General features: G+C 72.7%; 20 protein-coding genes. 7 read left to right on the forward strand and 13 right to left on the reverse strand.

The genetic code is table 11. From position 1 onward, the window contains the following. Positions 1-16 precede the first annotated feature (16 nt). Positions 17-3481, reverse strand: a complete 3465-nt coding sequence (metH, locus tag HS048_RS23940; protein ID WP_191895098.1) for a methionine synthase — start codon at positions 3479-3481, stop codon at positions 17-19. Between the two features lie 101 nt (positions 3482-3582). Here metH and HS048_RS23945 point away from each other — a divergent pair, with 101 nt between their 5' ends. The 3 genes from HS048_RS23945 (at position 3583) to HS048_RS23955 (ending at position 5847) form a co-directional block, all read left to right on the forward strand. Beyond that, positions 3583-4038 carry a universal stress protein gene (locus tag HS048_RS23945; protein ID WP_068899352.1) on the forward strand — a complete coding sequence of 152 codons (456 nt, stop codon included), beginning with the start codon at positions 3583-3585 and terminating at the stop codon, positions 4036-4038. A 64-nt stretch (positions 4039-4102) separates the two neighbouring features. Continuing rightward, complete coding sequence (locus HS048_RS23950; protein WP_068899351.1) at positions 4103-4954, forward strand: PAC2 family protein; 852 nt, start codon at positions 4103-4105, stop codon at positions 4952-4954. 293 nt (positions 4955-5247) lie between these two features. Continuing rightward, positions 5248-5847: a hypothetical protein gene (locus tag HS048_RS23955; RefSeq protein ID WP_153054371.1), complete on the forward strand. Its 600-nt coding sequence runs from the start codon at positions 5248-5250 to the stop codon at positions 5845-5847. On the opposite strand, the gene HS048_RS23960 is transcribed toward HS048_RS23955, so the two are convergent. The 7 genes from HS048_RS23960 to HS048_RS23990 form a co-directional block, all read right to left on the reverse strand. Then, complete coding sequence (locus tag HS048_RS23960; RefSeq protein WP_196468739.1) at positions 5751-6503, reverse strand: sirohydrochlorin chelatase; 753 nt, start codon at positions 6501-6503, stop codon at positions 5751-5753. The two genes, HS048_RS23955 and HS048_RS23960, sit on opposite strands and share 97 nt — an antisense overlap. Beyond that, positions 6500-7696 carry a uroporphyrinogen-III synthase gene (locus HS048_RS23965; protein ID WP_230881860.1) on the reverse strand — a complete coding sequence of 399 codons (1197 nt, stop codon included), beginning with the start codon at positions 7694-7696 and terminating at the stop codon, positions 6500-6502. The genes HS048_RS23960 and HS048_RS23965 overlap by 4 nt, the downstream gene beginning before the upstream one ends. Beyond that, positions 7693-8058 carry a nitrite reductase small subunit NirD gene (gene nirD / locus HS048_RS23970; RefSeq protein ID WP_068899346.1) on the reverse strand — a complete coding sequence of 122 codons (366 nt, stop codon included), beginning with the start codon at positions 8056-8058 and terminating at the stop codon, positions 7693-7695. The genes HS048_RS23965 and nirD overlap by 4 nt, the downstream gene beginning before the upstream one ends. Before the next feature lie 53 nt (positions 8059-8111). Beyond that, a complete protein-coding gene (gene nirB, locus HS048_RS23975; protein ID WP_068899344.1) occupies positions 8112-10559 on the reverse strand; it encodes a nitrite reductase large subunit NirB in 2448 nt (815 codons plus the stop codon). Positions 10560-10588: 29 nt separating this feature from the next. Further along, positions 10589-12001, reverse strand: a complete 1413-nt coding sequence (locus HS048_RS23980; protein ID WP_068899343.1) for an FAD-dependent oxidoreductase — start codon at positions 11999-12001, stop codon at positions 10589-10591. Beyond that, on the reverse strand, positions 11998-14112 hold the full coding sequence (locus HS048_RS23985; RefSeq protein ID WP_068899512.1) for a molybdopterin oxidoreductase family protein: 2115 nt from the start codon (positions 14110-14112) through the stop codon (positions 11998-12000). Before HS048_RS23985 ends, HS048_RS23980 begins: the two co-directional genes overlap by 4 nt. A gap of 128 nt (positions 14113-14240) precedes the next feature. Continuing rightward, a complete protein-coding gene (locus HS048_RS23990) occupies positions 14241-15563 on the reverse strand; it encodes an MFS transporter (protein WP_196468740.1) in 1323 nt (440 codons plus the stop codon). Positions 15564-15803: 240 nt separating this feature from the next. On the opposite strand from HS048_RS23990, the gene HS048_RS23995 reads away from it, so the two are divergent. Both HS048_RS23995 and HS048_RS24000 read left to right on the forward strand, forming a co-directional pair. Beyond that, positions 15804-16283, forward strand: a complete 480-nt coding sequence (locus tag HS048_RS23995) for a peptide deformylase (protein WP_196468741.1) — start codon at positions 15804-15806, stop codon at positions 16281-16283. Between the two features lie 318 nt (positions 16284-16601). Continuing rightward, complete coding sequence (locus tag HS048_RS24000; RefSeq protein WP_068899339.1) at positions 16602-16805, forward strand: cold-shock protein; 204 nt, start codon at positions 16602-16604, stop codon at positions 16803-16805. 235 nt (positions 16806-17040) lie between these two features. On the opposite strand, the gene mshC is transcribed toward HS048_RS24000, so the two are convergent. The 5 genes from mshC to HS048_RS24025 all read right to left on the reverse strand — a co-directional run bounded on the left by mshC (position 17041) and on the right by HS048_RS24025 (position 21252). Continuing rightward, the gene (gene mshC / locus HS048_RS24005; protein ID WP_196468742.1) at positions 17041-18264 is read right to left on the reverse strand and encodes a cysteine--1-D-myo-inosityl 2-amino-2-deoxy-alpha-D-glucopyranoside ligase; all 1224 of its coding nucleotides are present in this window, start codon (positions 18262-18264) and stop codon (positions 17041-17043) included. 89 nt (positions 18265-18353) lie between these two features. Then, complete coding sequence (locus tag HS048_RS24010; protein ID WP_196468743.1) at positions 18354-19070, reverse strand: NRDE family protein; 717 nt, start codon at positions 19068-19070, stop codon at positions 18354-18356. A 140-nt stretch (positions 19071-19210) separates the two neighbouring features. Then, positions 19211-19972 (reverse strand): SCO1664 family protein, encoded by a 762-nt coding sequence (locus HS048_RS24015; protein WP_068899335.1) that lies wholly within the window; start codon positions 19970-19972, stop codon positions 19211-19213. Then, positions 19969-20544, reverse strand: coding sequence for a DUF3090 domain-containing protein (locus tag HS048_RS24020; RefSeq protein ID WP_068899333.1), 576 nt, complete (start codon positions 20542-20544; stop codon positions 19969-19971). The genes HS048_RS24015 and HS048_RS24020 overlap by 4 nt, the downstream gene beginning before the upstream one ends. Positions 20545-20553: 9 nt before the next feature. Beyond that, positions 20554-21252 (reverse strand): histidine phosphatase family protein, encoded by a 699-nt coding sequence (locus tag HS048_RS24025; protein ID WP_196468744.1) that lies wholly within the window; start codon positions 21250-21252, stop codon positions 20554-20556. 65 nt (positions 21253-21317) lie between these two features. Here HS048_RS24025 and HS048_RS24030 point away from each other — a divergent pair, with 65 nt between their 5' ends. Then, the gene (locus tag HS048_RS24030) at positions 21318-22262 is read left to right on the forward strand and encodes an aldo/keto reductase (RefSeq protein ID WP_068899330.1); all 945 of its coding nucleotides are present in this window, start codon (positions 21318-21320) and stop codon (positions 22260-22262) included. Positions 22263-22445: 183 nt separating this feature from the next. Next, entirely contained in the window at positions 22446-23321 is an 876-nt protein-coding gene (locus tag HS048_RS24035; protein WP_196468745.1) for a hypothetical protein, read from the forward strand. Positions 23322-23389 lie beyond the last annotated feature (68 nt).

Genomic DNA, 23389 nt, shown 5'->3' on the forward strand with positions numbered 1-23389 from the left:
ACGTTTTCAGCCGTTCTCAGACGTTGAAGTAGCCGGCCTCGGGGTGGTGGACGATCAGCGCGGACGTCGACTGCTCGGGGTGGAGCTGGAACTCCTCCGACAGCTTCACGCCGATCCGCGCGGGGTCGAGCAGCTCCACGAGCTGGACCTGGTCCTCCAGGTTGGGGCAGGCCGGGTAGCCGAACGAGTAGCGGCAGCCGGTGACGTTGACCTTGAGCATGTCCTCCAGCGACTCGTCGCCGCCGATCCCCAGCTCCGAGCGGACCCGGGCGTGCCAGTATTCGGCGAGCGCCTCGGTGAGCTGGACCGACAGGCCGTGCAGCTCCAGGTAGTCGCGGTAGGCGTCCTTCGCGAAGAGTTCGGCGGTGGCCTCGGAGATCCGGCCGCCCATGGTGGCGACCTGGAAGGCGACCACGTCGACCTCGCCGGAGTCCTTGGAGCGGAAGAAGTCGGACAGGCACAGGTGCCGGTCGCGGCGCTGGCGCGGGAAGGTGAACCGGGTCCGCTCGTTGCCGGCGTCGTCGAGGATGATCAGCGAGTCGCCGTCGCTGACGCACGGGAAGTAGCCGTAGGCCACGGCCGCCTCCAGCAGCCCCTCGGTCTGCATCCGCTCCAGCCACATCCGCAGCCGGGGGCGGCCCTGCGTCTCGACCAGCTCCTCGTAGGACGGCCCGTCGCCGCCGCGGGCGGCCTTGAGGCCCCACTGGCCCATGAACGTCGCCCGCTCGTCGAGGAAGGCGGCGTAGTCGGCGAGCGGGATGCCCTTGACCACGCGGTCGCCGAGGAACGGCGCGGCCGGGACGGGGTTGTCGGCGGCCACGTCGGAGCGGGCGGGCAGCTCCTCCACCGGGGTGCGGGTCAGCGTCGCCCCGGTCTTGACCCGGCGCTCGCGCAGCGGCGGCAGGCTGGCGCCCTCCACCCCGCGCTTGACCGCCATGAAGGCGTCCATCAGACGCAGGCCCTCGAAGGCGTCGCGGGCGTAGCGGACCTCGCCCTCGAACAGCTCGGCGAGGTCCTGCTCGACGTAGGCGCGGGTCAGCGCGGCGCCGCCGAGCAGCACGGGGTACTTTCCGGCGATGCCCCGGGAGTTCATCTCCTCGAGGTTCTCCTTCATGATGACCGTGGACTTCACCAGGAGGCCGGACATGCCGACGACGTCGGCCCCGGACTCCTCGGCGGCCTCCAGGATCGCCGAGACCGGCTGCTTGATGCCGAGGTTGACGACCTCGTAGCCGTTGTTGGACAGGATGATGTCCACCAGGTTCTTGCCGATGTCGTGCACGTCGCCCTTGACGGTCGCCAGCACGATGCGGCCCTTGGTCTCGCCCTCGACCCGCTCCATGTGCGGCTCCAGGTAGGCCACGGCGGCCTTCATGACCTCGGCCGACTGGAGCACGAAGGGCAGCTGCATCTGGCCGGAGCCGAACAGCTCGCCGACCGTCTTCATGCCGTCCAGCAGCACGTCGTTGACGATCTCCAGGGCCGGGCGCTGGGCGAGCGCCTCGTCCAGGTCGGCCTCCAGGCCCTTCTTCTCGCCGTCGATGATGCGCCGCTTGAGCCGCTCCCACAGCGGCAGCGCGGCCAGCTCCTCGGCCCGGGACAGGGCGGTGGCGGCGCTGTCGACGCCCTCGAACAGCTCCATGAAGCGCTGCAGCGGGTCGTAGCCCTCGCGGCGGCGGTCGTAGACCATGTCCAGCGCGACCTGGCGCTGCTCCTCGGGGATGCGGGCCATCGGCAGGATCTTGGAGGCGTGCACGATGGCCGAGTCCAGCCCGGCGTTGACGCACTCGTTGAGGAAGACCGAGTTGAGCACCACGCGGGCGGCCGGGTTGAGGCCGAAGGAGATGTTGGACAGGCCCAGGATCGTCTGCACGGCCGGGTAGCGCCGCTTGAGCTCGGCGATGGCCTCGATGGTCTCCAGGCCGTCGCGCCGCGTCTCCTCCTGGCCGGTGGCGATCGGGAAGGTGAGGGCGTCGACGACGATGTCCTCGACCCTCATCCCCCAGTTGCCCGTCAGGTCCTCGATGAGGCGGGTGGCGATGCGCACCTTGTCCGCGGCGGTGCGGGCCTGGCCCTCCTCGTCGATGGTCAGGGCGACCACGGCGGCGCCGTGCTCCCGGGCCAGCTTCATGATCCTGGTGAAGCGGGAGTTGGGGCCGTCGCCGTCCTCGTAGTTGACCGAGTTGAGGATCGCCCGGCCGCCGAGCATCTCCAGGCCGGCCTCCAGCACGGCGGGCTCGGTGGAGTCGAGCATGATCGGCAGCGTGGAGGCGGTGGCGAAGCGGAAGGCCAGCTCCCGCATGTCCTGGGTGCCGTCGCGGCCGACGTAGTCGACGCACAGGTCGAGCATGTGCGCGCCGTCGCGGGCCTGGGCCCGGGCGATCTCGACGCACTCCTCCCAGTTGCCGGCGAGCATCGCCTCGCGGAACGCCTTGGAGCCGTTGGCGTTGGTCCGCTCGCCGACCGCCAGGTAGGAGGTGTCCTGCCGGAAGGGGACGTGCTGGTAGAGCGAGGAGGCGCCGGCCTCGGGGTGCGGGCGGCGGGCGGCGGTCTCGCGGCCCCGGACGCGCTCGACGACCTTGCGCAGGTGCTCGGGGGTGGTGCCGCAGCAGCCGCCGACGATCGACAGGCCGTAGGTGCGGGTGAAGGTGTCGTGCGCGTCGGCCAGCTCGTCCGGGCTGAGCGGGTAGTAGGCGCCGTCGGAGGTCAGCACGGGCAGCCCGGCGTTGGGCATGCACGACAGGCGCACCCGGGCGTGGCGGGCCAGGTAGCGCAGATGCTCGCTCATCTCGGCGGGGCCGGTGGCGCAGTTGAGGCCGATGACGTCGACGCCGAGGGGCTCGATCGCGGTGAGCGCCGCGCCGATCTCCGAGCCGAGCAGCATCGCGCCGTTGGTCTCGATGGTGACCTGGGCGATGATCGGCACGTCGCGGCCCGCGTCGGCGATGGCCCTCCTGGCGCCGGTGACGGCGGCCTTGACCTGGAGCAGGTCCTGGGAGGTCTCGATGATCAGCGCGTCGGCGCCGCCGGAGACCAGGCCGGCGGCGTTGTCGTAGTAGGCGTCGCGGAGCTCGCCGTACGGCTTGTGCCCGAGGGTGGGCAGCTTGGTGCCGGGTCCGATGGAGCCGAGCACGAAGCGGGGGTGGTCCGGGGTGGACCAGTGGTCGGCGGCCTCGCGGGCGACGCGGGCGCCGGCCTCGGAGTAGGCGAAGACGCGGTCGGCGATGTCGTACTCGCCGAGCGCGGCGAGGTTGGCGCCGAAGGTGTTGGTCTCCACGCAGTCGACGCCGACCTCGAAGTAGGCGTCGTGCACGGCCCGGACGATGTCGGGGCGGGTGGCGTTGAGCACCTCGTTGCAGCCCTCGTGGCCCTCGAAGTCGTCGAGGGTGACGTCGTGGGCCTGCAGCATCGTTCCCATGGCCCCGTCGGCGACCATCACGCGCTCGGCCAGGACGTCACGGAAAGACGGTGCGTTTGTCATAGGCGGAAGCTTACTGGGAACCGCGCGGCGGCTATCGTTCACGGTGGCAATTGCACTTTCCGTCCAATTATTCCCGTCCCGTTACGAGAGGTGTCATCCCGATGGCCTACCGCACCGTCGTCGTCGGCACCGACGGCTCCCCCTCCTCCTTCCGCGCCGTCTCCGCCGCCGCCTCCCTGGCCGCCGCGACCGGCGCCACCCTCGTGCTGGCCTGCGCCTACCTCCCCATGCGCGAGCGCGACCGCAGCGCGGCCGCCGACCTGCTCGGCGAGCTGTCCTACAAGGTGAGCGGCTCCACCCCGGCCGAGGACGCGCTGCGGGCCGCCCGCGGGCACGCCGTCGCCGCGGGCGCCCCGGCGATCGAGCTGGCCGCCGAGGAGGGCGACCCGGTCGACGTGCTGGTCTCCCTGGCCGGCCGGTTCCGCGCCGACCTGCTGGTGGTCGGCAACCGGGGGCTCAACAGCCTCACCGGGCGGCTGCTCGGCTCGGTCCCGTCGAGCGTCTCGCAGCGGGCGGAGTGCGACGTGCTGATCGTCCGCACCACCTCCGGGAGGTGACGCGGGACCGCCTCGAGCGCATAGGCTTAGCCGGAGGCAAAGAGGCGGGACAAGGAGGCGGCGCGTGATCGAACTCGAGGGGTTGCCCGAGCTCGTCGACCCGGTGCTGATCGCCGCGTTCGAGGGGTGGAACGACGCGGGCGAGGCCTCGAGCGGAGTGATCGCCCACCTCGAGACCGAGTGGAAGGCCACCGAGCTGGTCTCCTTCGACCCCGAGGACTACTACGACTTCCAGGTCACCCGGCCCATCGTCGAGATGGGCGAGGGCCTGACCAGGTCGCTCACCTGGCCCACCACCAAGCTGTCGGTGGCCCGGCCGCCCGGCTCCGCCCGTGACGTGGTCCTGCTGCGGGGCATCGAGCCCAACATGCGCTGGCGCTCGTTCTGCGACGAGATCGTCGGCGTCTGCCGCGCGGTGGGCGTGGAGCTGGCGGTGCTGCTCGGCGCGCTGCTCAACGACTCGCCGCACACCCGGCCGGTGCCGATCGTCGGCTCGGCCACCGACGAGGGGCTGGCCCGGGCGATCAACCTGGAGCTGAGCCGCTACGAGGGCCCGACCGGCATCGTCGGCGTCCTGCAGCACGCCCTCGGCGCCGCGGGGCTGCCCGCGGTCTCCCTGTGGGCCTCGGTCCCGCACTACGTCGCCCAGCCGCCCAACCCCAAGGCGACCCTGGCGCTGCTGAGCCGGATGGAGGACCTGCTCGACGTCCCGATCCCCCTGGGCGAGCTGGCCGAGGAGGCCAGGGCCTGGGAGCACGGCGTGGACGAGCTGGCCGCCCAGGACACCGAGGTCGCCGAGTACGTCCGGGAGCTGGAGGAGCGCAAGGACGCCACCGAGCTGCCGGAGGCGAGCGGCGACGCCATCGCCGCGGAGTTCGAGCGCTACCTGCGCCGCCGCGACCGCGACGGGGACTGAGACGCACGGCCGTGACGGAGACAGGCGCACGGTCGTGACCGTCACGGCCGAGGCGCACGGCCGTGACGGAGACGGCTGAGACACACAGCGCAGAGTTACCGTTATTTACCCCATTTCTCACTGATTTCGGGTAATAATCAGTCCTCACCGGATTTCCACCGGAACGCACCCGGCGGAGATCGCGGACTCGCAACGATTGCACACCCAGGAGAAACACGGCTCGGCAAACACCGGCCGATGGCGTCACCCCCACGCCGAACCTTGTCCCTGTGACTGCGCACGTAAGGGCAACCATGGCGACTCCCCGGCTCGACCCGTACCAGAAAGCACAGGACACGCGGCGCCGCGTTCTCGAGATGGGCATGTTCATGAAACGCCAGGACGGCGAGAACGCCCTCCTCCACCCGGAGATGCGGGGCTCCGCCGCTCCCGGGCAGTCGGTGGACCTGTTCCTCGCCCTGCTCCAGGACAGGCTCCCGGTCTGGCTGAAGATCCTCGACGACCTGATGCACCTGGTCGGCAAGGGCAGCGTCGCCGACAACCTGCTGCCCATCGCCCGGGCGGGCATCGACTACTACGCGGAGGTCCAGTCGGTGGCGCTGCCCGCCTTCACCTCCCCCTCGGTCACCGTACGGTTCCGCGAGGCCATGAAGGACACCCGGCTCAGCCCGATGTCGGAGGTCGTGCCGCTGACGGACTACCTCGCGGCGGAGCAGCGCGCGGGCCGCGTCTCACCCCGGGTGGACCCGGTGGCCACCGCCCGGCTGCTGCTGGCCGGGTGCTTCCGGCACGCCTACTACGAGCTCTTCGTCGGCACCGACTTCGTGCCCTCCCGGGACGAGAGCGCCGAGGAGATCATCCGGGAGCTGAGGCTGGAGTCCCACGCGGCCTGATCGAAGCGGCGCCACACCAGCTCCGCCAGATCGGGGTCCACCCCCAGGGGGGCGCCGACCAGGTCGGCGCCGAGGGCCTCCAGGCGGCTCTGGAAGAAGCCGGGGGCCAGGAGATACGAGGCGACCGCGATCCGCGGTGCGGGCGCCGACCTGAGCCCCTCCACCGCCTCGGCCGCCGTCGGGCTGCCCGCCGAGGCGAACGCGGCCCGCACCGGGCGCGACAGCCGGGCCGACAGCAGCCTCGCCGCCGCGCGCACGTCGTCCAGCGCCGCCGGGTCGGAGGACCCCGCCGCGCCCAGCACCACTGCGTCGGTGTGCCGCAGGCCCGCAGCGGCCAGCCTCCTGGCCAGCACCGCGGTCAGCAGCGGGTGCGGCCCGAGCGGGGCGGCCACCGTCGCGTCCGGGCGCGCGGCGGCGACCACCGCCGGCAGGTCGATGTGCACGTGGTAGCCGCCGGCCAGCAGCAGGGGGACCACCACCACGGGGCCGGGCAGACCGGGCAGCACGTCGGCCAGCAGGGGCGAGCTGATCTCCAGGAAGGCGAGCTCCACTCGCCGTCCGGGGCGGGCCCGCCGTACCAGGTCGCGCAGGCCCGCGAGCGTCTCCTCCCCCGCGGCGCTGCGCGTCCCGTGCGCGGCCAGGACGAGCGTCGTCACGCGCCCTCGCCGCGTTCGCACGCCAGGCGGTAGCCGCGCTTGACGACCGTCTCGACGATGCCCGCCGGCCCGAGGGCCCGCCGCAGGCGGGTGATCGCCATCTCCACGGCGTGCTCGGCCGAGTCGCGGGACGGGCCGCCGGGCAGCACGGTCCGCAGCTCCGAGCGGGCCACCACGTGGCCGGGCTTGTCGGCCAGGCGCTTGAGCACCGCCATCGGGGCGGGCGGCAGCGGCTTGAGCTCGCCGTCGACGACGACGGCGTGGCCGCGGATCTCCAGTGCGTGGCCGCCCGCGACCAGCCGGGTGACGCCGCGGGCGGGCAGGTGCGTGGCGAGCGTGCGGGCCAGCGCGCCCAGGCGGGCGCGCTCGGGCTGCACCACGGGCACCCCGCGCTCCTCCAGCGGCGCGGCGGTCACCGGCCCCACGCAGGCGGCGACGACCTGACCGGCGAACGCCGCCAGCAGAGCCTCCTCCAGCCCGTCCGCGCGGGCCGCGCCGAGCATGGCCAGGACCGCCGGGGCGCTGGTGAAGGCCACCGCGTCCACCCCGCCGGAGACCGCCTGGCTGATCAGGCGGCGCAGCGGCGACGGATCGCGGTAGGGCAGCCACCGGTAGACCGGCACCTCGATGACCTCGGCCCCCGCCTCGCGCAGCGCCGCCGTGAAGCCGGTCAGCGGCTCCCCGTGCAGCTGCACCGCGATGCGCCGGCCCCGCAGGTCCTGGGCGAGCAGGTGCTGCTTGACCTCCTCGCACGACTCGGTGGCCGGCGTCCAGTGGTCGTTCAGCCCCGCCGCCCGGACCGCGCCGCGGGCCTTGGGGCCCCGGGTCAGCAGCCGGGCGGCGGCCAGGTGCGCCGACAGCTCCCCCGACAGCCCCCACCCCTCGGCGGCGGCCGTCCAGCCGCGGAAGCCGACCCCCGTGGTGATCACCACGTCGTCGATCGGGCCCGCCAGGACGTCCCGGGTCGCGGCCAGCAGGTCCGCGTCCTCGGCCAGCGGCACCAGCCGGATCGCCGGGGCCTGCACGACCCGGGCGCCCCGCCGTTCCAGCAGCGCGCAGAACTCCTCGCGCCGCCGGGTGGCGGTGACCCCGATGGTGAACCCGGCCAGCGCGTCGGGCTCCGTCTCCGGGGACCCCGGAGAGGGCCCCCGCGAGGGGGCCTGCGACGGGATCAGGGGGGCCGGGGAGCTCAAGGGACCCTCACCTCCACCGCGCCGCCGGACAGGCGGACCGGATAGGTCGGCACGGCCGTCGCCGGGTCGTCCAGGCAGCGGCCGGTCACCAGCGAGAAGACCTGCTTGTGCATGGGGGAGGCCACGGTCGGCTCCGCGCCGCGCGTCCCGACGATGCCCCGCGACAGGACCCAGGCCCCGCTGAACGGGTCGAGGTTGCCGGTCGCGTACAGGTCGCCGTCGAAGGTGCGGAACACCGCGATCTGGTGCCCGTCCACCAGGACGCACACCCCCTCCTCGGGCAGCAGGTCGGTGTAGGCGCAGACCGCGGTCCAGCCGGCGGTCTCCAGGGCGGTGTCCAGGTTCTCGCGCAGGATGGTCATCGGGGAAACCCCTCCTTCTTCTCCGGTCGGTGTGAGGTCGAGGGTCGCGGTGGTCAGGATCGGACCGCCTCGAGCGGGATCAGGACCGGCTTGACCTGGTCCCGCTCCGGGGCGAAGGCGATCGACGGGTCCGGGGTGCCGGGCGCGTTGACGAAGGAGACGAAGCGCCGCATCCGCTCGGGGTCGTCCAGGACCGCGCGCCACTCGTCGGCGTAGCCGGCGACGTGCCGCTCCATCTGCGCGTCCAGTTCGGCGCAGATGCCCAGCGAGTCCTCCAGCACGACCTCCTTGACGTAGTCGAGGCCCTGGTTCTCCAGCCAGACCGAGGTGCGCTGGAGCCGGTCGGCGGTGCGGATGTAGAACATCAGGAAGCGGTCGATGACCCGGATCAGCTCGTCGGTGGACAGGTCCGAGGCGAACAGGTCGGCGTGCCGCGGGGTGAAGCCGCCGTTGCCGCCGACGTAGAGGTTCCAGCCCAGCTCGGTGGCGATGATGCCGAAGTCCTTGCCGCGCGCCTCGGCGCACTCGCGGGCGCAGCCGGAGACGGCCGACTTCAGCTTGTGCGGCGAGCGCAGCCCCCGGTAGCGCAGCTCCAGCGCGATGGCCAGGCCGACGGAGTCCTGCACGCCGTACCGGCACCAGGTGGAGCCGACGCAGGACTTGACCGTGCGCAGCGCCTTGCCGTACGCGTGGCCGGACTCGAAGCCGGCGTCGACCAGGCGCTTCCAGATCAGCGGGAGCTGCTCGACGCGCGCGCCGAACAGGTCGATCCGCTGCCCGCCGGTGATCTTCGTGTAGAGGCCGAAGTCGCGGGCGACCTCGCCGATCACGATGAGCTTGTCGGGGGTGATCTCCCCGCCGGGGATGCGCGGCACGACCGAGTAGGTGCCGTTGCGCTGGATGTTGGCCAGGTAGCGGTCGTTGGTGTCCTGCAGCGCGGCCTGCTCGCCGTCGAGGATGTGGCCGTTGCCGAGCGAGGCGAGGATGGAGGCGACGACGGGCTTGCAGATGTCGCAGCCGCGCCCGGTGCCGTGCTCGGCGATGAGCTGGGAGAACGTCGTGATGCCGCGCACCCGGACGATGTCGAACAGCTCGGCCCGGCTGTAGGTGAAGTGCTCGCACAGGGCCTTGGAGACCTCGACGCCGGACTTCACCAGGATCTGCTTGAGCATCGGGACGCAGCTGCCGCAGGTGGTGCCGGCGCGGGTGCAGGCCTTGATCTCCGCCACGTCGGTCAGGCCCTTGTCCGCGATGGCGGAGCAGATCTGGCCGTGGGTGACGTTGTTGCAGGAGCAGACCACCGCCTCGGCGGGCAGTTCCATGTTCGCCGGGCCGCCGGTGAACAGCAGCTCGCTCGGCGAGCCCGGCAGCTCGCGGCCGACGAAGGGCTTGAGCGTGTTGTACGGCGTGGCGTCGCCGACGCAGATCCCGCCGAGCAGGGTGCGGGCGTCGTCGCTGACGAACAGCTTCTGGTAGACGCCGGTGACCGGGTCCATGAAGGTCACGTCGAGCGCGCCGTCCATCGCGCCGAACTGGGCGACCTCCACGCCGAGCAGCTTGAGCTTGGTCGACATGTCCGCGGGGGTGAAGGCCGCCTCGCCGCCGAGGATGCGGTCCGCGGCGACCTCGGCCATGGTGAAGCACGGCCCGACCAGGCCGTAGACCATGCCCTGGTGCAGCGCGCACTCGCCGATCGCGTAGATCGCCGGGTCGCTGGTGCGCATGCCGTCGTCGACGGCGATGCCGCCGCGCTCGCCGACCGCCAGGCCGCAGGTGCGGGCCAGCTCGTCGCGGGGGCGCACGCCGGCCGAGAAGACCACGACCTGCGCCTCGATCGTCTCGCCGTCCGGCTTGACCAGGCCCGACGCGCGCCCGGCGTCGTCGGCGGCGATCTCCTTGACCCCGGCGCCGGTGTGCACGCCCAGGCCGAGCGACTCGATGTGGCCGCGCAGCACCGCGCCGCCGCCCTCGTCGACCTGGCGGGGCATGAGCCAGCCGCCCATCTCCACGACGTGCGTCTCGAGGCCCAGCCCGCGCAGCGCGTCGGCGGCCTCCAGGCCGAGCAGCCCGCCGCCGATCACCACGCCGGCCGTGGCGCCCGCCGACGCCTCCCGGATCGCGTCCAGGTCGTCGATGGTGCGGTAGACGAAGCAGCCGTCCAGGTCCTTGCCGGGCACCGGCGGCACGAACGGGCTGGAGCCGGTGGCCAGCACCAGCACGTCGTACGGCTCGGCGTGCCCGTCGGCCGTCGTCACGGTCCGGCCGTCCCGGTCGATCGCGGTGACCGCCGAGCCGAGCCGGAGCACGACGCCGTCGGGCACCGGGTAGGTGAGGTCCTCGGCGCTCTTGCCGGCCAGGTAGGAGGTCAGCGCCACCCGGTCGTAGGCGGGCCGGGGCTCCTCCCCCAGGATCGTGATCCGCCCCCCGAAGCCGCGGTCGGTCAGCGTCTCGACCAGCCGGTAGGCCGTCGGCCCGTGTCCCACCACTACCAGCCGCGTCATCTGCGCGCCCCTTCCTTCCGCCACGTCCGTCACGCCGAGACCCCTTCCTGCTCGCACAGCCAGCCGACGATGCCCTCGACCGCGTCGCGGCAGCCGCCGCAGCCGGTCGTGGCACGCGTGGCGGCCGCCACGGCCTCCACGTCGCGGGCCCCGGACTCCCAGCAGGCCCGGATCTGGCCCTTGGTCACGTTGTTGCACTGGCACACCTTGGCCGCGTCCGGCATCCGCACCGGGCTGTCGGCCACCGGCGTGCCGCTCAGGCCGGGGAAGAGCAGCCCCGCCCGGTCGCCGGGGACCGGGGCGCCCCGGTCGAAGAGCTGGGTGAGGGTGCCCACCGCCGCCGTCTCGCCGAGCAGGATCGCCCCGACCAGCCGGCCGTCGCGGATGACGAGCTTGCGGTAGGTGCCGCGGGCCCGGTGGCTGAACCGCACCACCTCCGTCGAGCGGTCGGCGTCCTCGTCCACGTGGGTCTCGCCCATCGCCGCCAGCTCGACGCTCTTGGCCTTCAGCCGGGTCACCAGCCGCGACCCGCGGTAGCGGGCCGTCTTGTCGGCGCCGGTCACCAGGTCGGCGACGACCGCCGCCTGCTCCCAGGCGGGGGCGACGAGACCGTAGACCATGCCCTCGTGCTCGGCGCACTCGCCGATCGCGAAGATCGACGGGTCGTCGGTGCGCATCTCGGCGTCCACCACGATCCCGCGCGCCACCTCCAGGCCCGCGTCCCTGGCCAGGGAGGTCACCGGGCGGACCCCGCAGGCGAGCACCACCAGGTCGCCGTCGACCGTCTCGCCGCCGGCCAGCCGTACGCCGTGCTCCTCGATCTCCTCCACCACGACGCCGGTCCGGATGCGCACGCCCAGCTCCGTCAGCGTCTCCTGGAGCACCAGCCCCGCCTCGGCGTCGAGCTGGCGCTCCATCAGGTGTCCCGCCAGGTGGAGCAGCGTCACCGGCAGTCCGCGGCCGGCCAGCCCCCGGGCCGCCTCGATGCCCAGCAGCCCGCCGCCGACCACCACCGCACCGCGCGCCGTGGCGGCGGCCTCCAGGATCGCCTGGCAGTCGTCCAGCGTCCGGAAGGTGACGGCCCGCTCCGCGCCGGGCACCGGCGGCACCACGGCCTCGCTCCCGGTCGCCAGCACCAGGACGTCGTACGGCTCCCGCCCGCCGTCGGCGGTGACGACCGCCTGCGCCTCCCGGTCGATCGCCGTCACCGCGACGCCCGGCATGGCCGTCACCCCGTGGTCGGCGTACCAGGACGGGTCCAGCAGCCGCACCTGGTCCGGGAGCATGGTCCCGGCCACCACGTTCGACAGCAGCACCCGGTTGTACGGCTGCCAGTCCTCGGCGCCGAAGACGGTCACCTTCATGTCCTTGTCCCGGGCGCGGACCTCGTTCACCAGGCGGGAGCCCGCCATCCCGTTGCCCACCACCACCAGCCGGGTCATCCGACACGCTCCACTCTCACTGCGCACACTTTGAACTCCGGCATCCTCGACACCGGGTCGAGTTCGGGATTGGTCAGCACGTTGGCTCCGATCCAGTGGAACGGCATGAACACGGTGTCGGCGCGGATCGCCGGGTTGACCCTGGCCGCGCCCTCGGTCTCGCCCCGGCGGCTGACCACCCGGAGCCGCTGGCCCGGTGACACCTCCAGGCGCTCGGCCAGGTCGGGGTGGATCTCCACGAACGTCTCGGAGACGACCGCGTTGAGGGCCGCGATCCTGCGGGTCTGGGCGCCGCTCTGGTAGTGGGCCAGCACGCGGCCGGTCGTCAGGTACAGCGGGTAGTCGGCGTCGACGTCCTCCCCCGGCGGGCGGTGCTCGACCGGGACGAACCGGGCGCGGCCGTCGGGGGTGGCGAAGCCGTCCAGGAAGGGCCGCGGCGTGCCGGGGTGGTCCTCGGCGGGGCAGGGCCAGAAGACGCCGGTCTCGGCGGCGATCCGCTCGTAGGTGATGCCCGCGTAGTCGGCGGTCCCGCCGGCGCTCGCCCGGCGCAGCTCCTCGAAGACCTCGCGGGGGTCGGTCGGGAACCCGGCGGCGCCGCGCGGCCCGTCCGCGTCCGGCCCGGCCAGCCGTACGGCCAGGCCGCGCAGGACCTCCAGGTCGCTGCGGACCCCCTCGGGCGCGGCGACCGCCCTGCGGCGGAGCAGGACCCGTCCCTCCAGGTTGGTCATCGTGCCCTCCTCCTCGGCCCACTGGGTGGTCGGGAGCACCACGTCGGCCAGGGCGGCGGTCTCCGACATGACGAGGTCGGAGACCACCAGCAGGTCCAGGCCCTTCAGCCGTTCGGTGACGTGTCCGGAGCGGGGCGCGGAGACCACCGGGTTGGAGCCGAACAGCAGCAGCGCGCGGGGGCCGCCGGCCGTGCCGAGGGCGTCGAGCAGCTCGTAGGCCGAGCGGCCGGGGCCGGGGATCTCGTCCGGGTCGACGCCCCAGACGCGGGCGACGTGCGCGCGGGCGGCGGGGTCGTCGATCTTCCGGTAGCCGGGGAGCTGGTCGGCCTTCTGGCCGTGCTCGCGGCCGCCCTGCCCGTTGCCCTGGCCGGTCACGCAGCCGTAGCCCGAGCCGGGCCGGCCGGGCAGCCCCAGGGCCAGGGCCAGGTTGATGAAGGCGGTCACGGTGTCGGTGCCCTTGGCGTGCTGCTCGGCGCCGCGCCCGGTGAGGATCGCGGCGCGGGACGCGTCCGCGAGGATCTCCACGGCCAGGCGCATCTGCGCGACGGGGACGCCGGTGATCCGCTCCACCCGCTCCGGCCACCAGGCCGCCACGGAGGTGGCCGCCGCCGCGAAGCCGTTCGTCCGCGCGGCCACGTAGTCCTCGTCCACGCGGCCCTCGGCGACCACGAGGTGGAGCAGGCCGAGGGCGAGCGCCAGGTCCGTGCCGGGGGTGGGCTGCAGGTGCAGGTCGGCCAGGCGGGCGGTCGCGGTGAGGCGGGGGTCGATGACGATCAGGCGGCCGCCCCGGTCCCGCATCGCGGTCAGGTGGCGGACGAACGGCGGCATGGTCTCGGCCATGTTGCCGCCCGCCAGCAGCACCGCGTCGGCCGCGGCCAGGTCGGTGATCGGGAAGGGCAGCCCACGGTCCATGCCGAAGGCCCGGTTCGACGCGGCGGCGGCCGAGGACATGCAGAACCGGCCGTTGTAGTCGATCTGGCTGGTCCGCAGCGCCACCCGGGCGAACTTGCCCAGCAGGTAGGCCTTCTCGTTGGTGAGGCCGCCCCCGCCGAACACGGCCACGCCGTCGGGGCCGTGCTCTGCCTGCAGCGCGCGGATCCGGTCGGCGACGAAGTCGAGCGCCTCGTCCCATTCGACCGGCTCGCCGTGCAGGAGCGGGGTGGTGAGCCGCGCACCTCCGGTGAGGAGCTCCCCGGCGGTCCAGCCCTTCTGGCAGAGTCCCCCGGCGTTGGCCGGGATGTCCTGCCGCGGGGTGATCGCCACCGTGCCGGTCCCGGCGTCGGCGCCTGCGGCGACGTTCATGCCGCACTGCAGGGCGCAGTAGGGGCAGTGCGTCGCCACCGGCGCCTTCACAGGCGCTGCGACGGGAAGTGAGAGCGGCATGCGTCCGATGGTGCTTTCGAGCGGTTTCACCGCTGGGTCCCTCCTGTTACCGCTGTGCTACAAGCCTCTAACCGTGTTCACGTTCGCCCTCACCCGGACGTGAGGCGGGCCGGGATGGACGGGCGCGGTCAGACGCGGGCGGCCGCCAGGCTCGGCACCCGGCCGGCGGTCCGCAGGTAGCAGGCCCAGGTGATGAACGCGCACAGCACGTAGAAGCCGGCGAAGGACGCCAGCGCGGCGCCCGCTCCCCCGGTGGCGGCGATGGAGCTGCCGAACCCGCGGTTGATGAAGAACCCGCCGAACGCGCCGATCGCGGAGATGAGCCCGACCGCGGCCGAGGCGTCGCGCTTGCCGACGGCCAGCGCCGCCTCGTAGGCGGGCGTGCCCGCCGGGATCCCGGCCGTGGCCTTGGCCCGGAAGATCGCCGGGATCATCCGGTAGGTGGAGCCGTTGCCGACGCCGGTGGTGGCGATCAGCAGCATGTAGGAGCAGAAGAACAGGGCGAAGCTCTGCTGGACGAGTCCCTGCCAGACCAGTGCCACCGCGCCGGCCATCGCGCCGAAGTTGACCAGCGTCACCCGCGAGCCGCCGATCCGGTCGGCGAGCCAGCCGCCCGCGGGGCGGATCAGCGAGCCCACCAGCGGGCCGAGGAAGGCCAGCGTGACCAGGGAGGCCTGCTCGGGGAACTGGCTGTTGATGAGGAGGGGGAAGGCGGTGGAGTAGCCGATGAAGGAACCGAAGGTGCCGATGTAGAGGAGCGCCATGATCCAGGTCTGGGCCCGTCCGGCGATCTTCAGCTGTGCCTTCGGGTCGGCCTTGGCGACGGTCAGGTTGTCCATGAAGAAGTAGGCGCCGGCCGCGGCGGCCAGGATGAACGGGATCCAGAACAACCCGGCGGCGGCCAGCCCGAACGCGCCGATGACCAGCGGCATGAACAGCTGCACGGAGCTGACGCCGATGTTGCCGCCCGCGGCGTTGAGGCCGAGCGCCGAGCCCTGCTTGGCCTGCGGGTAGAAGTAGGTGATGTTGGCCATGCTGGAGGCGAAGTTCCCGCCGCCCAGACCCGCGGTGGCCGCGATGGCCAGGAACACCCAGTACGGCGTGGCGGGGTCGCTGACCGCGACGGCCAGCAGCGCCGCCGGGACGAGCAGGAGCAGCGCGCTCACCACCGTGAAGTTCCGGCCGCCGAACTTCGCCGGGCCGAAGGTGTAGGGGATGCGCAGCGCCGAGCCGACCAGGTTCGGCAGGGAGACGATCCAGAAGAGCTGGTCGGTGGAGAACTCGTAGGAGCCGAGCTTGACCGCCACGATGCTCCACACCGTCCAGACGGTGAAGCCGAGGTGCTCGGCGAAGACGGAGAAGAGCAGGTTCCGCCGGGCGACCCTCTTTCCACTCTGCTCCCAGAAACCGGGGTCGTCGGGCCGCCATTCGGTGATCCAGCGCTTCGCCATCGTTCCTCCTCCTGCTCGGTTCTTCGGGGATCCGGTCCCGGAAAATCTAGGAGTGAGGCGTTACGCACATTCACGTTGTGTGATGGTGCACCGGTTACGTGTGGCTAACCGCTGAAATGTGCAATGCACACGTCGCACGTCCGCAACATTGCGGAAACATGACCGGATTTCCAGGTTGGATTGGAAATCCGTACCGCCGGGAATCGTAGGCACATCAGCCCGCCGCCTCGGGGAGTACGCGTGACCGTCCAGCCGATCCGCATGTTCAGCGACCCTGTGCTACGGACCGTGACCGATCCGGTGACCACGTTCGACCGCGAGCTGCGCAGGCTCGTCAGGACCCTCCAGCTGACCCTGCGGGCCGGCGCGGGCCGCGCGGGCCTGGCCGCCCCCCAGATCGGCGTCCCGCTCCGGGTCCTCGTCTACGAGCTCGACGGCCGTTCCGGTCACCTCGTCAACCCGCGGCTGGAGCTGTCCGAGCGGAAGGTCACGGCCGACGAGGCCTGCCTGTCCGCACCCGGCCTGTGGTGGCCGCTGGAGCGCTCCTACATGGTGACCGCGCGGGGCCGCGACATGTTCGGCAAGCCCGTCACCGTCCGCGCCCTCGGCATGCTCGCCCGCGTGCTCCAGCACGAGGCCGACCACCTCGACGGCATGCTCTTCGCCGACCGGCTCCCCGCGGAGGATCGTGAACACTTCCTGAAGAATGTCCCATTTTGAGTGTTTTATCCCAATTAGCAGGCAAAGTCCGCATACCGTTCGCTCCCTCTCCGCGGCGCACGGCCCTCGATACGGCGGGCGGCGCGAAAAGGGGCGCGCCTGCGGATGTTTGCCAGGCGCCCCGGCATCCGGTAGCTTGAAGAAGTTGCCGTCGCAGTTTTCAGGTAGCTTGTCACCGCAAGTGTTTGAGAAGTCCGTCGACAGCGGGCGTTCCAGCTTTCTCCGGATGGTCTCCGCGGATGCATGGTAGGGTCCGCAGTGCAGCCCCGGTGCGCCGACCTGGCGTTTCGGTGAGGCTCCCAATGAGGAGAAGTAGTTTTGTCTGAAGGCACCGTTAAGTGGTTCAACGCCGAAAAGGGTTTCGGATTCATCGCTCCGGACGACGGTAGCGCCGATGTTTTCGTGCACTACTCGGCTATCAACTCCAGCGGCTACCGCAGCCTGGAGGAGAACCAGCGGGTCAGCTTCGTCACGACCCAGGGCCAGAAGGGCCCCCAGGCTGAGCAGGTTCAGCCCCTCTGACGTCGGTTAGCAGCTCCACCTGAGCCCCGTACCGCACCAGCGGTACGGGGCTCAGTGCTTTCCCAGGCCTCCTGGTGCTTTCCCGAGCTTCCTGGTGCCTTAGCGAGCTTTGCTCTCCCGGGCTTCCATCCGGTGCCTTCCCGGGCTTCCGCCCGCGCTCCGGACCTCCGGCACGGGCGGAGCAGCGGGGGCGGCCCGCCTGCGACGGGCGCCCCCGGCCGGCCTCCGGTGCGGGCTAGAGCCGGACCCCGAGCAGCGCGTCCGCCACGTCCCTGACGAGCGCGGGCGCCTGCGGGTCGGTGCCGCCCTCCGAGAGCGCCCGCTCCGCCCAGCCGTCGATGGCGGCCAGCGCCCCGGGGGCGTCCAGGTCGTCGGAGATCCGGGCGCGGACGTCCGCGAGCACCGCGTCCGCCCGGGGCCCCGTCTCCAGGCCTGCGGCCGAGCGCCAGCGTGCCAGCCGTACCTCGGCGGAGGCCGACTGGTCGGCGGTCCACTCCCAGTCGTCCCGGTAGTGGTGCGCCAGCAGGGCCAGCCTGACGGCCATGGGGTCGATCTCCTGGCGGAGCCGGGAGACGAAGACGAGGTTGCCCCGGGACTTGGACATCTTCTCGCCGTCGAGGGCGACCATGCCCGCATGGACGTAGGCCCTGGCGAAGGGCCACTCCCCCGCCCCGACGTGGCCCTCGTGGGCGCCGCACTCGTGGTGCGGGAAGATCAGGTCGGAGCCGCCGCCCGCGACGTCGAAGCCGGTGCCGAGGTTGGCCAGCGCGATCGCGGTGCACTCGATGTGCCAGCCGGGCCGCCCCCGGCCGAACGGGGAGGGCCAGGACGGCTCACCCGGACGCTCGGCGCGCCACAGCAGCCAGTCGAGCGGATGCTTCTTGCCGTCCCGCCCGGGGTCGCCGCCGCGCTCGCCGAACAGGGTGAGCATCAGCTCCTCGGGGTAGCCGGAGACCGCGCCGAACTTGGGCGCCGCGGCGACGTCGAAGTAGACGTCGCCGTCGAGCTCGTAGGTGGCGCCCTTGTCGCGCAGGTTCACGATGAGCTCGGCGACCTGGTCGATCGACTCGGTGACGCCGACGTACTCCCGGGGCGGGAGGATGCGCAGCGCCTCCATGTCGGTGCGGAACAGCTCGATCTCGCGCTCGGCGAGCTCCTGCCAGTCCTGACCGGTCTGCTCGGCGCGCTCCAGGAGCGGGTCGTCGACGTCGGTGGCGTTCTGGGTGTAGTGGACCTCGTGGCCGGCGTCCCGCCAGGCCCGGTTGACCAGGTCGAAGGCGAGGTAGGTGTTGGCATGGCCCAGATGGGTGGCGTCGTAGGGCGTGATGCCGCAGACGTACATCCGCGCGACGGGCCCCGGCTGCGTGGGGACGACCTCTCCGGCGGCGGTGTCGAACAACCGCAGCGGAGCACCAGCACCAGGGAGCCGAGGAACCTTCGGCGCAGACCACGATCTCATGTAGTGAGCCTATCCAGGGGACGGACCGCCCCGATCACCCCGGGGCGGTGGATTCGGGGCGTCCATCACAACCACCGGGACCGGCCGGCTCATTCCGGCAGGACCCGGTGGAACGCCCGGGGGTCACCGGGGTCACCGGTGAAGTCGTAGCGGATCCCGTCGGCGGAGAAGGCGAGCAGGGTGACCGAGAGCGAGGCGAAGACCCGGCCGTCGGGGAGTTCGTGCCGGATGATCAGCGCGCGGGGATCGTCTGTCGGCAGGCCCGCCCCGGTGGCCAGGAACGCCCACTCGTCCCAGGGGCCGTCCAGCGCGGTGGGCCGCCGGGCCCCGTCGAACAGGGGGCGGAAGAACGCGACGCGCTCGTTGTCCGCGCCACGCTCCCATCCGCTGTTGACGATCATGTGGGTCCCGGCCGGGAGCTCCGTACCGTCCAGGGCGGCGCCGTCCCAGCTCCACAGGCGGGCGCCCGCGGCATCGGCCAGCACGAGGTGGAAGGGGTCGTAGCCGGCCAGCTCCAGGTCCGCGGGGCCGTCTCCCGCCGCGACCAGCAGCGGCAGCTCGCCGCGGGAGCGGCGGATCGGCTCCGGTGCGGGCACACCGTGGCCGTTGAGCAGCGCGCAGGCCCGGCCGCCTCCGGGGTCGACGGCCAGCCAGGTCCCGCCGGCGAGCAGGTCCCTGCCGCCGACCAGGCCGGGCCAGTGCTCCGCCGGGGCGGCCCAGGGGCGGCCGGTGAACTCGTCCCGGACACCGATCAGGATCAGGGGGATCTCGGCGCCGGGGGCGACGCTGACGACAGCCGTGCACATGTCCGGCAGACTACGGCAGATCCGGCGGAGCCGACGGGGTGGGCCGACGGCCGGGCACGCCGGACCGCAAGCCGGAGGACCGGCGGGGCGCACCGGGGGCCTCAGGCCGGGATCCGGATCAGAGCTTCAGATCGGGGGCCTCAGATCGGGGGCCAGGGGATGGCGGGCCAGTCCTGTGAGGGGCGGGGGTGCAGGCCGGTGTCCAGGAGCTTGCGGACCCGCGCCCAGGTGGCCTCCACCTCGGCGAGGGTGAGGAGCTCCCGGAGGCGGCGGCCCAGGCGGCCCCGTTCCAGCTCCCGCTCCAGACGGGCCAGGACGTTCATCGCCTCCCGGGGCAGAGGTTTGCCGCGCCACTGCCAGAGCACGGTGCGGAGCTTGTCCTCGGTGGAGAAGCAGACCCCGTGGTCCACCCCGTGGACGTGCCCGTCGGCGAGCGGGAGCAGGTGTCCGCCCTTGCGGTCGGCGTTGTTGACGACGGCGTCGAACACGGCCATCCGCCGCAGGGCGGGCTGACGGCTGCGGATCAGCGCCATCAGGTCGGCCTCGGGGTCGGTGTCGACCCACAGCTGGCACATGCCGGGGCCGAAGGGCCCGTCCCGGTAGACCGTCGGGGGGACGATGCGCCAGCCGGTCGCGGCCGAGAGCTCGAACGCGGCGACCTCGCGCGCGGCCAGGGTCCCGTCCGGGAAGTCCCAGAGAGGCCGTTCACCGCGCACCGGCTTGTAGACGCAGGCGGCGGCGAGACCGCCCAGCCGGACCGAGCAGTAGAGCGTCATGTTCGTCGCCTCGACCAGCCGGCCGGCGACCTCGAGGTGACCTTCGCGGAGCAGTCGCAGAGCGGCCTCGTCGTCCAGCCCGGTCGCGGGCGGCGCACTCAGCGTGGGCTCGCTTTCGGCACTCATTCGCCTCCTCCACCGGATGCAGTCGCACTGCCTCGGTAACCGTTGAGCCGTACGCACACGTGCCCCTCCGCGTCGAGCGGCTGGGCGCACAGCGGGCAGGGCGGGCGGCCCGCGGCGACGAGGGCCATCGCGCGCCGGGTGAAGGCCCTGGCCGCGGCGGGGCTGATGCGGACCCGGAGCACGGCGGGCTCGTCGAGGAGGGACGGTTCGAACTCCTCGTCCTCCGCGACGACCTCCTGTGCCTCGATCACCACCTGGGACGCCTCGGGGTCCCAGGCGAGGGCCATCGTGCCGACCCGGAAGTCCTCGCTGATCGGCATGTCGAGGGGGTCGTTGTCGGTCAGGGCCTCGGGGGCGACGGCCGGCACGTGGGCGGTGCCGCCGCTGCGGCGCAGCACCTCGTCGAGCAGCTCCTCGAGGCGGTCCGCGAGCGCGGCCACCTGGAACTTCTCCAGCCCGACGGTGGTCAGCCGCCCCTCGCCCCGGGCCTGCAGGAAGAAGGCCCGCGAACCCGGCTGTCCCACCGCACCAGCCACGAACCTCTCAGGTGGGTCGTAGTCGAACACCGGCATAGCCCGACCTTACGTGGTCCCGGATCCGCCGCCGACTGCGGCATCGCTCCCGGTGGGATTTTCTCCCCCGTCTTCTTCCTCCGAACCCTCCCGGGGTCGCAATCCGGTCACATCTCCGCCCACGTCGTTGAGCCTGAGGACGAAGGGACGCATGGGGGTGTAGCGGATCACTGTGAGGGAGGCGGGGTCGGCCGCTATCCGCTGGAACTGGTCCAGGTGCAGGCCCATGGCGTCGGCCACGATGGACTTGATCACGTCGCCGTGGCTGCAGACGAGGTAGACGGCCCGGGGTCCCAGGCGGGCGTTCCACTCCCTGACCGCGGTCACCGCGCGGTGCTGGACCGAGGGCAGGGACTCCCCCCCGGGGAAGGTCACCGCGCTCGGATGGGTCTGCACCACGGGCCAGAGCGGGTCCTCGGCGAGCTCGGCGAGCGGCCGGCCGGTCCAGTCGCCGTAGCGGCACTCGCCGAACCGCTCGTCGGTCAGCACCTGCGCGCCGCGGCCGCCGGCGATCGCCTGCGCGGTCTCCCGGCAGCGCTCCAGCGGGCTGGAGACGATGGCGTCCAGTTCCAGGGGGGCCAGCCGCAGGGCCAGGGCTTCCGCCTGGGCCCGGCCGGCGTCGCTGAGATGCACCTCCGGGGTCCACCCGGCCAGCACCGGGCCGGTGAGAGGGGTAAGGCCGTGTCTTGCCAGCAACAGCGTCGTCACGGCTCCAAGTCTTGCAGCAGTCGTTCCCTCGTTTTCACCTGTCCGGGCGGTAACCTGGCCGGATCATGGAGCAGCGCTATGTCGGCCGGAGCGGCCTGTCGGTGTCCCGTCTCGGGCTCGGGACGATGACATGGGGGCGCGACACCGGCGCCGAGGACGCCGCGGCGCAGCTCCGCGCCTTCGCCGACGCCGGGGGCACCCTGATCGACACCGCCGACGTCTACACGGGCGGGGAGGCCGAGCGGCTGCTCGGGCGGCTGATCCGCGACACGGTGCCCCGCTCGGAGCTGGTGCTCTCCACCAAGGCCGTGCTGACCCCTTCGGGGCGGCGGCCGCGCGACGCCTCCCGGAGGCACCTGATCGCCGCCGTCGACGCCTCCCTCACCCGTCTGGGCGTCAACGAGGTCGACCTGTGGCAGTTGCACGCCTTCGACCCCGAGGTGCCCCTGGAGGAGACCCTGGCGGCGGTGGACGCCATCGTCTCCTCGGGCCGGGCGGCCTACGCCGGGGTGTGCGACTACACCGGCTGGCAGCTCGCCGCGGCCGCCGTCACCCAGCAGGCGGTTCCCGGCCGGACGCCGGTCGTCGCCGCCCAGGTCGAATACTCCCTGCTGGCCAGGGAGCCCGAGCGCGACCTGCTGCCCGCCGCCGAGCACGTCGGCGCCGGGGTGCTGGCCTGGTCCCCGCTCGGGCGCGGGGTGCTCACCGGCAAGTACCGCACGGGCATCCCCGCCGACTCCCGGGCGGCCACCCCCCACCTGGCCGAATTCGTCACGCCCTACCTCGACGAGCGGTGCCGCCGGGTCGTGGAGTCGGTGGCGACCGCCGCCGAGGGACTGGGCGTCTCCCCCCTGTCGGTGGCCCTGTCGTGGGTCCGCGACCAGCCGGGGGTGGCCGCGGCCATCGTCGGCGCCCGCACCTGCTCCCAGCTGACCGGGGTCCTGGAGGCCGAGGACCTGGCACTCCCGGTGGAGATCAGGGAGGCTCTCGACGACGTGTCGGCGGACTGAGAACCCGGATCTGCACGGGGCGCCCATATAGAACGAGAGTCTTTCTCGCATGTCACTAGTCGATACCGAATCGCAACTTTCCGTGGAAAAACACGGCCTTCGCACAAAACTGTCATTCGCGTGGCAGACGGGGTTCAGGCAGGCGTCGGCGAGGCTTCGCCGCCGGCACACGAGGGGGGAACGATGCGATCTGCGATCTCGGCCGGCGCGCTGGCGCTGGCGCTGGGCGGCGGGATCCCCCTGGTCCCCGTGGTCGCGGCCGCATCCGGAAGCGTCGCCCGGGCGGCGGACTGCCCTCAGGGCGGCGGGCTGCTCGGCGGGGTCACGAGCGGGCTCTGCCAGACGGTGGACGGCGTCACCGACGCCGTGGACGGCCTGACCGGCTCCTCCCTGACACCGGTGACCGGAGGGCTCGACGCCACCGCGGAGAAGGCGCTGGAGCCCGTCGGCGAGCTCGCGCCGGCGGAGCGGCCGAGAACCGGTGGAGGCTCCTCCTCCGACGCCCCGCCGCACGGTTCGGGCGGCTCGGGTGAGAAGAAGGACGAAGGACTGCTGCCCGAGGTCCTCAGCGACGTCTGCCTCCCGCTGGTGCGCTCCCCCGAGTGTGCGGCCTCCGCCGCGACGGCCTCCGTACCCGACCGGGCCGTACGGCCGACCGCCACCCCCTCCCCCGCCGAGAGCCGCAGGCCGGCCAGGCCGCAGAAGGAGGACCGGGAGGAGGGGATCCCGTTCCGGCCGGTCTCTCCGCGCCCGCCGGAGACGCGGACGCACACCACCGAGGTGCGGGACCCGGTGCTTCCCGAGCCGTTCGCCGTCGACGTCGAGGCTCCGCGGGTGGACCCTCTCTGGCCCGGGCCCCTCACCCAGGAGCTGCAGCAGCGGATGCCCGGCGAGCGGGCCGTCACCCCCACCCGCTCGTCCGACCCGCTGGGCACCGCCCTCACCGCGGCCCTGCTGGCCGCCGCGGTCCTCGCCGTCCGGCTGGTGCACGCCAGGCGGGCCGAGGAAGAATCCATCCCGTTCGAGCCGTTCCGGATGGGACGGCACCGCGTCGCCTAGAGACCGCCCGGAGTCCTCCGGGGACCGTGCGGGGCGCCGGGCCGACCGTACGGACCCCGCGGTCGTCC

Source organism: Planomonospora sp. ID91781, assembly GCF_015711595.1.
GTDB lineage: Bacteria > Actinomycetota > Actinomycetes > Streptosporangiales > Streptosporangiaceae > Planomonospora > Planomonospora parontospora.